Annotated in this window: 13 protein-coding genes and 1 pseudogene; 4 read left to right on the top strand and 10 right to left on the bottom strand. The window is 66.7% G+C overall.

From position 1 onward, the window contains the following. Positions 1-5 precede the first annotated feature (5 nt). Entirely contained in the window at positions 6-1,334 is a 1,329-nt protein-coding gene (locus tag AC27LF_RS44730; RefSeq protein WP_479665036.1) for an LLM class flavin-dependent oxidoreductase, read from the top strand. 164 nt (positions 1,335-1,498) lie between these two features. Here AC27LF_RS44730 and AC27LF_RS44725 read toward each other — a convergent pair whose 3' ends face one another. The 7 genes from AC27LF_RS44725 to AC27LF_RS44695 all read right to left on the bottom strand — a co-directional run bounded on the left by AC27LF_RS44725 (position 1,499) and on the right by AC27LF_RS44695 (position 8,144). Next, the gene (locus AC27LF_RS44725) at positions 1,499-2,680 is read right to left on the bottom strand and encodes an amidohydrolase family protein (RefSeq protein ID WP_479665024.1); all 1,182 of its coding nucleotides are present in this window, start codon (positions 2,678-2,680) and stop codon (positions 1,499-1,501) included. After that, on the bottom strand, positions 2,677-3,360 hold the full coding sequence (locus tag AC27LF_RS44720; RefSeq protein ID WP_479665025.1) for an ABC transporter ATP-binding protein: 684 nt from the start codon (positions 3,358-3,360) through the stop codon (positions 2,677-2,679). The genes AC27LF_RS44725 and AC27LF_RS44720 overlap by 4 nt, the downstream gene beginning before the upstream one ends. Continuing rightward, on the bottom strand, positions 3,353-4,081 hold the full coding sequence (locus AC27LF_RS44715; RefSeq protein ID WP_479665026.1) for an ABC transporter ATP-binding protein: 729 nt from the start codon (positions 4,079-4,081) through the stop codon (positions 3,353-3,355). The genes AC27LF_RS44720 and AC27LF_RS44715 overlap by 8 nt, the downstream gene beginning before the upstream one ends. Continuing rightward, positions 4,078-5,100: a branched-chain amino acid ABC transporter permease gene (locus AC27LF_RS44710; protein ID WP_479665027.1), complete on the bottom strand. Its 1,023-nt coding sequence runs from the start codon at positions 5,098-5,100 to the stop codon at positions 4,078-4,080. The genes AC27LF_RS44715 and AC27LF_RS44710 overlap by 4 nt, the downstream gene beginning before the upstream one ends. Continuing rightward, the gene (locus AC27LF_RS44705; RefSeq protein WP_479665028.1) at positions 5,097-5,978 is read right to left on the bottom strand and encodes a branched-chain amino acid ABC transporter permease; all 882 of its coding nucleotides are present in this window, start codon (positions 5,976-5,978) and stop codon (positions 5,097-5,099) included. The genes AC27LF_RS44710 and AC27LF_RS44705 overlap by 4 nt, the downstream gene beginning before the upstream one ends. A gap of 9 nt (positions 5,979-5,987) precedes the next feature. Next, a complete protein-coding gene (locus AC27LF_RS44700; RefSeq protein ID WP_479665029.1) occupies positions 5,988-7,235 on the bottom strand; it encodes an ABC transporter substrate-binding protein in 1,248 nt (415 codons plus the stop codon). An 87-nt stretch (positions 7,236-7,322) separates the two neighbouring features. Next, on the bottom strand, positions 7,323-8,144 hold the full coding sequence (locus AC27LF_RS44695) for a YmdB family metallophosphoesterase (RefSeq protein WP_479665030.1): 822 nt from the start codon (positions 8,142-8,144) through the stop codon (positions 7,323-7,325). 168 nt (positions 8,145-8,312) lie between these two features. Between AC27LF_RS44695 and AC27LF_RS44690 the strand changes: the two genes are divergently transcribed. Further along, entirely contained in the window at positions 8,313-9,146 is an 834-nt protein-coding gene (locus AC27LF_RS44690) for a GntR family transcriptional regulator (RefSeq protein WP_479665031.1), read from the top strand. A gap of 168 nt (positions 9,147-9,314) precedes the next feature. Next, positions 9,315-10,508, top strand: a complete 1,194-nt coding sequence (locus AC27LF_RS44685; protein ID WP_479665032.1) for an alkaline phosphatase family protein — start codon at positions 9,315-9,317, stop codon at positions 10,506-10,508. Here AC27LF_RS44685 and AC27LF_RS44680 read toward each other — a convergent pair. The 3 genes and pseudogenes from AC27LF_RS44680 to AC27LF_RS44670 form a co-directional block, all read right to left on the bottom strand. After that, positions 10,462-10,845, bottom strand: coding sequence for a transposase (locus AC27LF_RS44680; protein ID WP_479665033.1), 384 nt, complete (start codon positions 10,843-10,845; stop codon positions 10,462-10,464). The two genes, AC27LF_RS44685 and AC27LF_RS44680, sit on opposite strands and share 47 nt — an antisense overlap. Positions 10,846-10,894: 49 nt before the next feature. Beyond that, a pseudogene (locus AC27LF_RS44675) lies at positions 10,895-11,077 on the bottom strand (hypothetical protein); the annotation flags it as partial. Between the two features lie 56 nt (positions 11,078-11,133). Further along, entirely contained in the window at positions 11,134-11,460 is a 327-nt protein-coding gene (locus AC27LF_RS44670; RefSeq protein WP_479665034.1) for a hypothetical protein, read from the bottom strand. 274 nt (positions 11,461-11,734) lie between these two features. Here AC27LF_RS44670 and AC27LF_RS44665 point away from each other — a divergent pair, with 274 nt between their 5' ends. Beyond that, a complete protein-coding gene (locus AC27LF_RS44665) occupies positions 11,735-12,310 on the top strand; it encodes a 2'-5' RNA ligase family protein (RefSeq protein WP_487231261.1) in 576 nt (191 codons plus the stop codon). The last annotated feature ends 2 nt before the right edge of the window (positions 12,311-12,312 follow it).

Below are 12,312 nucleotides of genomic sequence, written 5' to 3'. Positions count from 1 at the left end.
CCCCCATGTCCCGCACGCTCCACCTCGCCCTGCACCCGTACGGTGTCGGCGGCCCCGCCCAGCACGGTCTGTGGAAGGACCCGCGCATCGCGAAGAACATCAGCACCGACATCCGCTACTACATCCGGCAGGCGCAGGCAGCCGAACACGCCCTCTTCGACGCCCTGTTCACGGCCGACAGCCAGTTCGTCAGCGCCGGCTTCCCGTCGCACTACCTCAACCGGCTGGAACCGCTGACCATGCTGTCGGCCGTCGCCACCCACACCCGGCACCTCGGCCTGGTCGCCACGGCGAGTTCGACGTACAACTCGCCCTTCAACCTCGCGCGCCGGTTCGCCTCCCTGGACCACATCAGCGGGGGCCGCGCCGGCTGGAACGTCGTCACGGGCGTCGACAGCGGGACCTCCCGCAACTTCGGGCTTGACGAGCACCTCGACTACACCACCCGTTACCACCGCGCCCTGGAGTGTGTCGAGGTCGCCCGCGGCCTGTGGGACTCCTACGAGGACGACGCCTTCCCGGCCGACGTGGAGCGCGACATCTTCCTCGACCCGTCCAAGCTGCACCAACTCAACCACGAGGGCGAGCACTTCAAGGTGGCGGGCCCGCTCAACATCTCGCGCTCCCCGCAGGGTCAGCCGGTCATCTTCCAGGCCGGAGTGTCCGAGGAGGGCCGCGACCTGGCCGCCCGGGTCGCCGAGGGCATCTACGCGCCGGGCGACACCTCACTGGAGCAGGCCCAGGAGTACTACGCGGACGTCAAGAGGCGCGCCGCGTCCTACGGCCGCAATCCCGAGCACATCAAGATCCTCATCCATGGCGATCCCATCGTCGCCGCCACCGACGAAGCCGCCCTGCGCCGCGAGCGGGAGATCTTCGAGGAGGACCACGACTTCGACCGCAGCCTTGCCCTCCTGGGCCGCTCCTTCGGCGCCTACGACTTCAGCACGCACGACCTGGACGCCCCGTTCCCGGACGTCGCCCACCTCGCCGAGAAGGGCGGCCGCACCGGCGCTGTCAAGCTCATCGCCCGCGCCAAGGCCCAGAACCTCACCCTGCGTCAGGTTGTGGAAACCGTCTCGGAGCTCCGCCGTTCGCCGTTCGTCGGCGCGCCGCGGACGGTGGCCGACGCCATCGAGCGGTGGTTCGACGCCAAGGCATTCGACGGGATCATCCTCGCCTTCCGCGTCGAGGACGAGCTCAACCTGTTCGTGGACGGCGTCGTCCCGATCCTGCAGAAGCGAGGCCTGTTCCGCACCGAGTACACGGCGGACACCCTGCGCGGCAACCTCGGCCTGCCCGTCCCCGCCAACCGCTGGACCACGGGTACCTGAGCCAAGCGGGCCCCGGTGAACCTCCCTCTCTGTCAAGTTCAGCGTGTTGGCCTGTCGGCGCTGTTGAAGGCGCCGGCGCACACGTGGTCACTCGTACCCGGAGCAGATGCACCGGACCGTCGATGCAGGCGACACCCCCCCGTGATTCCGTGGAGCCGGGGCCATCATGTGCTGGTGGCGATCCGCCCGTGCTGAATGACTGCTCTTACTCGCGCGGTGGCGGTGATGTCGTCGAGTGGTTTTCCGTCGAGGGCAATGAAATCGGCTGTCATGCCGGGGCTGAGGCGGCCGCGCGTGGTGGTGAGGTTGAGGGCGCAGGCTCCGGTGACGGTGGCGGCCCGAAGCGCTTCGGCCGGGGAGAGGCCCGCGTCGACCAGGAGCTTGAGTTCGGTGGCGAGGGCGCCGTGTGGTTGCCCCGGGACCCCGGCGTCGGTCCCGGCGGCGATGGCCACATTGTGTTGCAGCGCAAGGTGTACGGCGTGGCGGGCGCGTTCGTAGGTCTCGTGTGCGGTGGCACGCATCTGGCTGCTGAAGCCGAGCTCGTCGGCCTTGGTCGTATACGAGTGGTAGGTCGACAGGGTGGGCACGAAGATCGTGCCGCTCAAGGCCATTTTCTCGGCTTGATCGGGTTCGAGATGAGCGCCGTGCTCGACGGTGTCGACGCCGGCGGCGAGCGCGTTGGTGATGGCGGCGGCCCCGTAGGCGTGAGCGGCGATCGTCTTCCCGGCACGGTGCGCTGCACGCGCTCCTGCGCGCAGTTCCTCGATCTCGAACTGGGGGACGCGAGGATCCTCGTCCATCCCGAACAGCCCCTCTGACGCCATGATCTTGATGACGCCCGCGCCGGCGGAGAGTTCGGTGCGGACCGCTTTCGTCACCGCCCATGGGCCGTCGGCCTGGACGCCGAGGTAGTGTGCGTGGCCGCCGGTCATCGCGATGAGGTTGCCGCTGGCGACGATTTCGGGTGCGGTGATGATGCCCAGACGCCCGGCGGCCGCGAGATGGAGTGCGGTACCGCGTCGTGAACCGAGGTCCCGGACCGCCATGACACCGGCCCGTAGGTGCGCGGCTGCGTTGGCGACGCCACGCAGCAGGGACAATTCGTCGCTCTCCTGGTTACTGATCTCGTTGGGTACCGCGAGGCCACTCCAGGTGAGATGGACATGGGAGTCGATCAGACCCGGTACGACGGTGTACGGGCGCAGGTCGTGGACTTCGCCGCTGTTCCCGGTCGTGCTGTCGAGGCCGACGATCAGTCCATCGTCGGTGTGGATGACCACCTCGTCCGTTGTGGTGCCGGCGACGACATCGACGATGCCGCCCGCGATGAAGCTGACCGTACTCATGAGGCGCTTACCCCCGCGGTCTCGGGCACCTGCTGTTCCGGCTCGAGACGCCCCGAGGTGAGCAGCAGTGTGCGGTCGGCGATATCGGTGAGTATCCGTGTGCGTTGCTCGGCGAGAAGGATGGCGACTCCCCACTCCTGCTGAACGGTGCGTAGGTGTCTGAAGGTGTTGCGGGTGATGATCGGTGCGAGTCCGAGTGAGGGCTCGTCGAGCATGAGGATGCGTGGACGTGCCATGAGTGCGCGGCCGATGGCGAGCATCTGCTGTTCGCCGCCGCTGAGGGTTCCGGCGCGTTGTGCGGCGCGTTCCTGAAGCCGGGGGAACAGGGTGAGGACTCGTTCCATCGTGTCCTTGCGCTGTCGCCGAGACAGGGTGGTTGCCCCCACGGTGAGGTTGTCGAGGACGCTGAGGGAGGCGAACACACGGCGTCCTTCGGGGACGTGTCCCAGGCCGGATCGAGCGATCTGGTCCGGGCGGGCACGGGCCGGGTCGTGGCCGAGAATCGAGACACGGCCGCGGTGATGTGGGATCAGGCCGCTGATCGTGCGCAGCAGAGTGGTTTTGCCGGCGCCGTTGTTGCCCACGATCGCGACGAACTCTCCTGCGGTGACGGACAGATTCAGGTCCGTCAGAACCTGGCGGGTGCCTCGGCGTACTGAGAGGCCGTCGATATCAAGCAATGGGTTCTCCGAGGTAGGTGGCTCGTACCGCGGGTTGTGCCTGGACGTCGAGGCTGTTGCCCTCGGCCAGGATGCGTCCGTCGGAGAAGACGATGACGCGATCGGTGAGCCGGTCGATGATCTCCATGATGTGTTCCACGACGATCAGGGCCAGTCCCGTGCCACGCAGGTCGGCAAGCACTCTCAGGATTTGGGACCACTCGTGGTCGGCCAGCCCGGACATCATCTCGTCGAGCATGAGCAGACGGGGCTCGTTGGCCAGGGCGCGGGCGATCGCGACGAGCTTTTGGTGCCCGAGGGACAGGGCGGCCACGGGGCTCGCGGCGAGGTGGGCCAATCCGACGTGTTCAAGAAGCTGCTCTGCCCGCAGCCGGGCGGTCCGGCGGGAGCGATGTCGGGTGGCCGCGGTAACGGTCACGTTTTCAAGGGCGCTCAGCGACTTGAACAGCTGCACGTGCTGGAAGGTGCGGCTGATCCCGAGCTGGGCGATGCGGTGGCTGGCCAGACCCTGAATCGGTCGGCCGTCGAAGATGATCGTGCCGGCGGTGGGGCGGACGGTTCCGGCGATGGCTCCGAAGGCCGTGCTTTTGCCGGCGCCGTTCGGGCCGATCAGCCCGAGGAATTCGCCGCGGTGCACATCGAAGCTTACGCCGTCGAGGGCTCGGAGGCCGTCGTACTGGACGACAAGATCGCGGACCTCAAGGAGCGGTTGTCCGGTCATGTCAGGCTGTTCCTTGCGGGTTGGGCCGTTCGCTTCGAGGTGCCCAGGCGTTGGCCGAGGTGCCGGAGGCCGGACCGGAGCAGGTGGACGAGTCCCTTGGGCTCGATGGTCTGCAGTGCCAGGACGAGCACTCCGAACACGATGAGTCCGAGCCCTGCGGGGACTCCGGAGAATGCCGGGTTGAGGGCTTGCTGCACCGAGATGAGCACGAAGGCGCCGAGAACGGGCCCCCACAATGTGCCGAGTCCGCCGAACAGTGCGGGCATGGCGATCGCCACAGCGGTCATTGAGCCGAAGGCGCTTGCCGGGTCGATGTACGCGGTGTACTGCATGTAAGCGACGCCGACAAGGCTGGTCAACGCGGCGCTCACCAGCAGTGAGACGGTTCGGAGCCGGGCCACGCCAATCCCGGACGCGGCTGCCGCGGCGGGATCGTCGCGCACCGCGCGCAGCCGTAGGCCGAAGTTGCTGCGCGTCACCGCGGCGAAGAACGCGAGGAAGGCGGTGAGCAGGATGAGCGCGACGTAGTAGTGCCCGAGCGGATTCCCGAACCGCAGTTCTGCTGGTGCCGGCGGGCCGACTGTGAGGGAGACGCCCGCGGCGCCGCCGGTGACGTCACTGGCCCAGGTCGCAATGGATTCGAGGGCGAGTGTGGCGACAAAGCTGACCAGCACGAAGTACACCCCGCCGAGTCGCACAGAAGGCAGGGCGAGGGCGAGGGCGGCCACGACGGCGAGGGTCAGCGCGACCGGGACTGCGGCCCACACGTTCCAGCCGAGGTCCTGCCGGAGCAGCGCAGTGGCATAGGCGCCGAGCCCGAAGAAGATCGAGTGCCCGAACGACAGTTGGCCACCGAGGCCGGCAGTGAGGTTGAACGCGCCGGCAGCGGCCGCGTAGAGCAGCGCGACTATGGCGATGGCGAGGATGCCGCTGTTGGGGATGAGCCAGAACGGGAGGGATCCGATCGCCATGATGAAGCCAGCGATCTGTGTCGCGGGGGATTTGAGCAGGCCAGTCATGCGAGTCCCTTCAGCCCGAAGAGTCCGTGGGGTCGCACCAGCAGGACGGCGATGAACACGACGTAGACGCCCAGGTTGGCGATTTCCGGGGACAGGTAGGTGGCGGTGATCTGCTGGGTGATGCCGATCAGGGGCGCGGCGACCACTGCACCGAGGACATTGCGCATCCCGCCGAGGACGACCGCGACGAACGCGATCGTCATGAAGGACAGGCCGGAGGCCGGTGCGGCGGGGAAGTAGCTGCTGATCACGCTTCCGGCGAAACCGGTCAGCCCAAGCCCTGCCGCGAACACGAGGGGAAGCAGGCGTCCCGAACGGATGCCGAGCAGGGTGACGACCTCTTGGTCATCGACCATTGCGCTGATGACCCGCCCCAACGGTGTGGACCGCAGAGTGATCAGCAGTAGCCCGAGAACGGTCACGGCCAGGCAGAACGCGATGAGCTGGGCGCGGTCGATATCGAAGGGTCCGAACATGAGGACCTGACCCGCTCCCGGGGTCGTGCGCTGGTCGGGCCCGAACCCCAGCAGCAGCGCGTTTTGGATCACGATGCCCAGGGCGAAGGTAACGGCGAGTTGGGGCACATGGCGTGAGTCGCTGGTGTCCTGCGGGCGGTCGACCACTCGGCGCAGCGAGGCCGTGTAGATCAGGAGTCCGAACAGGGCCACCACGATCGCGGCCACGGGGGCGGACAGAATAGGACCTATGCCGACCCCTCCGAGGACTACCGCGACGTACATTCCCACCGTGACGAAGTCGCCGTGGGCGAAGTCAACGATGTTGGTGACACCGAAACTGAGGGCCAAACCGGCGCTGACCAGGCTGTACACACCGCCGAGGAGCAGGCCGCTCAGCACCGTCTGAACGAAAATGGTCATCGTCGCCCCTCAGCCGGTCGGGGTGACCGTGGCTACCGAAGCCGGCCAGACGGTGCGCGGCCGGCCGTTCTGCCACTGGATCATGATCGGCACGACCGCGGAGTTGGAGCCGGCGGCGTTGAATTCGACCCGTCCGGGCGGCATCGACGAGGCGGGCCCGCTGGTCGCCGGTGTGGCGCGCAGCGCCTTGGCGATTGCTGCGGGGGCGCTGCTGCGGGCGTTCTCCATCGCCGCGGCGACCAAGTGCACCGCGACCCACGACTCTCCGGCCTCGTTCGGCATGAACGGCTCGTGGTACTGCGAGCGGTAGTGGGCCGTGGCTTGCTCGACGCCGGGCAGCTTGAGATCGTCGCTCCACGAGGAGATGGCGAGGATACCGTTCGCCCGGTCCCCGAGGCCCTCCTTGAGCCCCTTGCCGAGGAAGCCTGTTCCGCCGCTGCCGACGATCGGCGTCGTGATGCCGCGGTTGCGCAGGTTCTTCACGATCAAGGTGAGGTCGCCGACGGAACCGGCCCCGAAGATGACGTCCGGCTTGGCCGCGGCGAGCGAGGTGACAATGGCTGAGGCATCGGTCAAACCGGGCGAGTAGGCCTCGAACGCGGCCACCGACAGACCGCGCTTTTCCGCCTCGGCCCGCAAGGCGTCCGACTGGGCCTTCGACGCTGCGTCGTTCGAGGTGAAGATCGCGACCTTGGTCGGCGCTGGGCCGCGAGAGGCGGCGACATCGAGATAGGCCTGCAGGGCAGCGGGGCCCGTGGCACTGGTGTTCGCCGGGATCTTGAATGTGTACTGGTATTTACGCGTGACCAACTGATCGATCAGCGACTGCGTCACGAACGGCACCTTCGACTGCTCGGCGACCGTCGAGGCGGTCAGCGACATACTGCTCAGGAAGCTCCCCACCACGGCACTGACATGGTCGGTGTCGATCAGTTTCGTGGTGGCGGTCCGAGCCTGGCTCGGATCGGTCGAGCCCGTGTCCGCTGACACGATCTCCAGTCGCGCTCCCCCGAGGGCTTTGATGCCGCCACTTGCGTTGATCTCCTTGACGGCCACCTCCATGCCGCGCAACGCGTTGCGGCCGTTCTCCGCCCACGTCCCGGTGAGGGGGTAAGGGGCGCCGATCTTGATGATGCCACCGGGGGACGTGGTGGCGTTCTGGTCTTTGAGGGCAACACCCGGTCCACAGGCCGCGCAGACCAGTGCGATCAGCGCGGCCAACAGGACCGGGATGCCACGGCGGCCGGAGATGGCCATGAGTGTCTCACCTTTCGGTCGGACGAATGTCAGTTCGATAGAGGCGTGCGGTGCGGGTTCCGAAACCCATTGATCGGCAGACCAGGGTCAGAAGACGCGTTTCAATTCCGTGGTACGGCCGCCTTCGATGGTCAGGACCACGGCGCCGAGCGTCATCGGGCCGGTGGCAAGCTCATAGCGGGGCAGCGTCGCCGGATCGTCCCCCTGCAGGCTGGCGACCCAGTGGAGCGGATCGATCCCGGTGACACCGCCCAGGCGTCCGGTCATGCCGACGTCCGTGACCAATGCGGTGCCGCCCGGCAGCCGATGCAGGTGATGAGTGGCCTCATGGGTATGGGTCCCAAGGACAGCGGCGGCGGCGCCGTCCACGGCGTGGGCGAATGCCTGCTTCTCGCTGACGACGAGCCCGTGAAGGTCCACGAGCACCGCCCCGGACTTGTGCGCGGCGCGCCATGCGGGCCAAAGCGGCTGAACGCCGTCGGGGGAGGCGAGCCACCGCTGGAACAACGGCTTCGGCTCGACGACCGCCGAGCGACTCATGAGGTTCAGCACGGTCAGTTGCTCGCCGTGAACGTCGATCGTGATGCCGCCCCGGCCTGGGACTCCATCAGGCATGTTGGCCGGCCGGACGACCCTGGGGTGGGCAAGGGCGGCCTCCACCGCCTTCATCTCTCCGTCCCACGCATGGTTACCGCTCGTGATCACGTCGACCCCGGCGTCGCACAGCCGGTCGGCCAGCGCCCTGGTCATGCCGAAGCCGGTGCGGATCTGAGGACCGCTCTGCTCGGCGTTCTCCGCGTTCACGACGACCGCGTCGGCTCCCACCTCCGCACGCAGCGAGGGCATCCGTTCGACCACGTAATCGGCTGCCTCTGGACCGACGACATCGCCCAGGAACAACACCTTCACCTGACACCTCCTGATCGCTTTGATGGTTCTGCCTGGTCAGTTATACTTGTGTAGAGGTCTAAATGAGATGAGCGAGCGTCGAAGGCCAGGTGAACAGATGACCAACGAGCGCCCGCGAGCCGGTGCTCCCCGGACACTGACCGCAGGAAGGGAAGGAGGCATGCCAAAATGACAGCCGTGGCAGGCGAGCGGGTGGACGACGGTGGGCGGCGGCCGATCACCCCGCTCCCGCGGGGGGCGGGCATGGCACTGTGGGATGCCATCCGCGCTGATCTGCTCGATCGGATCAAACGCTCGGAGTTCGCCACCGGAGAGCAGTTGCCCAGCGAGACATCCCTGGCGGACAGTTACGGTGTCAACCGGATGACAGTCCGCCGGGCGCTCGCTGAGCTCGCTCGCGCTGGAGCGGTACGCACGGAGCACGGTGTGGGCACCTTCGTCGCACCGCAGCCCATCCGACACCGCATCGACGACGGCAATATCAGCCTGCTTGAGTCCATGAGGTCGCGTGGTCACGCCGTTCGCCAAGAACTCCAGCGGGTGATCCGGCATCCCGATCCCGCGTCAACCGGCGGCCAGGGCGTACCGGAGCTGGCTCAGTCGGCCGGAGTGGGGCTGAGCGCACCGAGCGAGTTGTGGACCTTCCCTGCCTTCCCTGGGCCCCTGGTCGAGTACCGCTACACGCTGCTCCTCGAAGAGGTTCCCTGGTGCAGGTCGTTCGCGGTGCTGCCCAGTCAACTGGTTCCCGATGGCTGGGATCGTGACAGGAGTGTCTTCACCGCCGTGGCTGACGCTCACGACCTGGAGTTGCGTCGAGACGATCGCCGCTTCTCCGCGCTTGCTGCCGACGCGCGGGACGCCGCGCTGCTCGACATTGCAGTCGGAGCCCCGTTGCTGCTGCTGAGCGGTACCAACGTCGATCAGTACGGCCGGATCATCGCGTATATCGTCCACCGTATCCGCGGTGACCTGGCCGAATACGCCCTGCACGTCCCACGCTGAAGTTCCGGACACTCTCTCGACGGGCCATCCTGACCCGACTTCAACTCCCTATTGCAGGAGTATTTCCGCATGTCTTCTTCTGTGTCATCTTCTTCTGTGTCATCCAGATCCTCAACCGTCACAGTAAACGGCAACGTTTATGGCGTCCCCCGTCGTCCGACTGTCGTCGTGACCATCGACGGATGCGCCGTGGACTACCTGACTGCGGCACTGAACGCCGGCTGCATGCCGAATCTGCGCGCTCTCCTGGACGGCGGAGCCTTTTTCGTGGACGCCCTGTCGGAGATGCCGAGCTTCACCAATCCCAACAACGTTTCCATTGTCACGGGGGTCGCTCCTGCGCACCACGGCATCATCGGAAACTACTACCGCGACCGTGACGGTCAAGAACGCCAGCTCACCGAGCCGAGCGACCTCCGTGTCACCACGATCCACGCAGCACTGCAGCAGATCGGGGTGCCCGTCCTCGTCGTCACTGCGAAGGAGAAACTCCGCCGGCTGCTCGGTGTCGGTGGCGTCCCCGCGGTGAGCGTGGAACAAGCCGCTTCCCATCTGATCTCCCCGTTCGGCGAGGGCACCGCGGCCGACCTCGTTGGCCGACCCGCCCCGCACATCTACGACTGGGATGCGAGCATCTACGCCCTCGACATCGGGCTGGCGGCCCACCGCCAAGCAGGTCCTATCGGCCTGCTCTATGTCTCCTTCACCGATTATGTCCAGCACCGCGAGCCCCCGGGTTCACCGCTGGCCAACAGGTTCTATGCCGCCTTCGACGAGCGGCTCGCTCAATACCTTGACGCCGGCTATGTCGTTGGCATTACGGCCGACCATGGGATGAACTCCAAGCATCACGCGAACGGGGCCCCCCGAGTTCTCCTGCTCGAAGACATCCTTCGCGACGCCGGGATTTCTGGCCATGCAGTACTCCCCATCACCGATCCCTACACTGCCCACCACGGCGCACTGGGATCCTTCGCCTGGATATACACCGAGCCCGGCAACCGTGCACGCGTCATCGAACTGCTCGGCAACACCGCAGGTATTACCGAGGTCTACACCGGTAGTGAAGCAGCTACCGCGTTCGAACTGCCTGACGATCTCACCGGAGACATCGCCATAGCCGCTGATCGGCACACAGTTCTCGGAAGATCATCCGCCTTCCACAGCCAGGCTGAGCCGCCCAGACACCTCCGCTCGCACGGCGGCAGATACGAGCAGCTGATCCCTTTGATCGTCAGCGAGAAGCCCTCGGATGCCTATCTTCACAGCCGGCGCGGCCGCCCGCACCGCAACCGGTACATTCACGACGTGCTGCTCAACGGTTGCCAGTCGGACCCGGGTCAGGAGTTCGTCCCGGCATGATTGTCCGGAACGGGCTCACTTCGGTGATGGCTTCGGAGCCGTAGCCCTTGTCGCCCAGGACGTGGGAGGGCCGCACCCGGGGCCGTCCCGGGCCGATGCGCGGCACCCGTATCGCTTCCAGCACGGCGGTGAACTGGGTGCAGTCGTTGATGTCACCGCCCGTGACGGTGAATGCGAGCGGGCGGCCAAAGGCATCGCAAGCGTGATGAAACTTGCTGATCAGGCCGCCTCGGGAGCGTCCAAGACCGGGGCTGCGGAGCCGCCCTTTCGGGCCCCGGCGGCGTGCTGGTGGGCGCGGACGATGGTGGAGTCGACCACACCAACCAGTTGACCTCACCGCCCGCGCCCGCCCGCGCCTGTGCTTCCCGGAGCGTCCGATCGAAGGTGCCGTCCCTGGCCCATCGGCGGAAGCGGGTGTGCAGCGTGGCCCACGGTCCGTACCGCTCGCGCATATCCCGCCAGGCTGTCCGGTGCGGAACTTCCCCACGATCCCGTTGAGGACCCTTCGGTCGTCCAACCTCTTCCGCCCCTGCAGGGACGCGGGCAGCAGCGGCCGGACGAACTCCCACTCGGCATCGGGCAGTTCATGGCGACGTATCACCCAACCATGATCCACCAACCGAGATCACGCCGATGGTGACCTCACGCCTACGGCAGCAGCGGTTTCACCGACTGGCCCGTGCCCGGCGAGATAGAGCTTCATGGCGCACTGATCCTCCGCCTCGATGAACACCTGCTGCTCCCAATGAGCACTGAGACGGTGCGCGACATCAACCAGTCGGCGGCGTTCCTCCGGCGAGTATGCGGGGAACCGGACCCAACCCCGTTCGGCGATGGCCTTGCCCAGATCGTTGAACAACGCTGCCCGCGCGCGCTGCTCTTCCTCCTCGGTGAGTGGCGTGGAGTCGCCTTCAGCAGGCTGCAACCGGACGTTGTACAGGTCTCGGATCATCAGCTACTCGCAATTCGTCGGGTCTGTTCCGGAGAGACTATCGGCGCAGCCAGTGGCCACAACTGCCGCCTCGGCGCCGTGCAGGCCGGTGAAGAGACCAGTTCGTGTCAGATTGGCTCTGGCCAGTAGCGGCGAGGCTTGGAAGCATGTCTTACGGCGCAGCGCCATCAAGCTGGTGCATGGCGTTGTCCGGCGGAGGTGAACCCTCACCCTGCTCGGGGTCGCGGGCGCCCCCGCCCGACGCACCAGCCCTCGGACGGACGGTCGGTGAGCAGTGAGTGCGGGGAGTCCATCGGTGAAGGGCCGCCTTTTTGTCGGACTGCAGCCACCGCAACACCTGCGGACCCGAATACGGCAGGATCTCGCGGCCTTGGACGCCAGCCCGGAATCGGCTTGGGTCGGCGCCGATCACCTCCACGTGACCCTGCGGTTCTTGGGCACTGTTTCAGTCGACTCCGTGGACATCGGCACGCTCAAGGCGGCCTTCGCCGGGGCCACCGCACGCACGGTGAGTTTTGGCCCGGCACTGATGCTTCTCGGAGAGCGTGCGCTGGTTGCCCCGGTCGACGGGGTGGATGATCTGGCGGCGCTGGCCCGTGCTTCTGTGGCCAAGGCCGCGGACGTGACCGAATGGGATCCGTTCCATGGCCACATGACGGTTTCCCTGCCGAGCACGGCTGAGGAACGGGACTGGTCACAGGCGGTGGTCGGGAGCGCGTTGACGGGCGGTTGGCCGGTCGACGAGGTGTGTCTCTTCCTGAGCGACAACGGCTACCAGGTGCTGGAACGTTTTCCGCTAGTAGACTGTCGCGGCTTAGTTTTGCTGTGTGGTTGGGTAGAGGTGGCGTAGTT

The sequence above is a fragment of the Streptomyces diversicolor genome (assembly GCF_057537855.1).
The sequence above is the reverse complement of the archived record's forward strand: the minus strand, read 5'-3'. Positions and strand labels throughout refer to the sequence as shown.